Source organism: Streptomyces sp. NPDC060198 (assembly GCF_042728415.1).
Taxonomy (GTDB): domain Bacteria; phylum Actinomycetota; class Actinomycetes; order Streptomycetales; family Streptomycetaceae; genus Streptomyces.
In genome coordinates, this window is the sequence record NZ_JBHWZJ010000679.1 from 1 (window position 1) to 1,370 (window position 1,370).

Sequence of the window (1,370 nt, forward strand, 5' to 3'; positions counted from 1 at the left end):
GGCGGGTGGCGCCCGGCCGCACCGCCGTCCGGTGCCCGTGGGTGTTTCGACCCGGGGGATGCGTCCGCCGGAGCCCCGGTGCCGTAACCTCGAAAGCTGTAGCCCGCCGATTTCCGGGCCTCGATCCACACCTTGGGGATGCTCAGCGCATGACTGCGATTTCTCTCGGAATGCCGGCCGTTCCGATCAAGCTCGCCGACCGACGCGTCAGCCGTCAGATCCAGGTGGGATCGGTGGCCGTCGGCGGGGACGCTCCCGTCTCGGTGCAGTCGATGACGACGACGCGCACCTCGGACATCGGTGCGACGCTCCAGCAGATCGCCGAGCTGACCGCCTCCGGCTGCCAGATCGTGCGGGTGGCGTGCCCCACGCAGGACGACGCCGACGCGCTGGCCACCATCGCCAGGAAGTCGCAGATCCCGGTCATCGCCGACATCCACTTCCAGCCCAAGTACGTGTTCGCCGCCATCGACGCAGGCTGCGCCGCGGTCCGGGTCAACCCGGGCAACATCAAGCAGTTCGACGACAAGGTCAAGGAGATCGCCCGCGCTGCGGGCGCGGCGGGCACCCCGATCCGGATCGGCGTGAACGCCGGCTCCCTCGACGCCCGGCTGCTGAAGAAGTACGGCAAGGCCACCCCCGAGGCCCTGGTCGAGTCCGCCCTCTGGGAGGCGTCCCTCTTCGAGGAGCACGGCTTCCGGGACATCAAGATCTCGGTCAAGCACAACGACCCGGTGGTCATGATCAACGCCTACCGGCAGCTGGCCGCCGCGTGCGACTACCCGCTGCACCTCGGCGTCACCGAGGCCGGCCCGGCGTTCCAGGGCACCATCAAGTCCGCCGTCGCCTTCGGTGCGCTGCTCTCCGAGGGCATCGGCGACACGATCCGCGTCTCCCTCTCGGCCCCGCCGGCCGAGGAGGTCAAGGTCGGCCTCCAGATCCTGGAGTCCCTCAACCTCAAGCAGCGCCGCCTGGAGATCGTCTCCTGCCCGTCCTGCGGTCGCGCCCAGGTCGACGTGTACAAGCTCGCCGACCAGGTCAGCGCCGGCCTCGAAGGCATGGAGGTGCCGCTGCGCGTCGCCGTCATGGGCTGCGTCGTCAACGGCCCGGGCGAGGCCCGCGAGGCCGACCTCGGTGTCGCCTCCGGCAACGGCAAGGGCCAGATCTTCGTGAAGGGCGAGATCATCAAGACCGTCCCCGAGTCGAAGATCGTCGAGACCCTCATCGAGGAGGCGCTGAAGATCGCCGAGCAGATGGAGAAGGACGGCGTCGCCTCGGGCGAGCCCCAGGTCGCCGTCAGCTGACCACCGGACCTGGCCGGGGCGTACCCGACCGCCGGCCGTACCCTCCGCGCCCCGCCAGGACGACAC

Annotated in this window: 1 protein-coding gene; it reads left to right on the top strand. The window is 70.0% G+C overall.

Annotated elements, in window-relative coordinates:
• The first annotated feature begins 149 nt into the window (after nt 1-149).
• A complete protein-coding gene (ispG, locus tag ACFWEP_RS34675; RefSeq protein WP_387376289.1) occupies nt 150-1,304 on the top strand; it encodes a flavodoxin-dependent (E)-4-hydroxy-3-methylbut-2-enyl-diphosphate synthase in 1,155 nt (384 codons plus the stop codon).
• Nucleotides 1,305-1,370 lie beyond the last annotated feature (66 nt).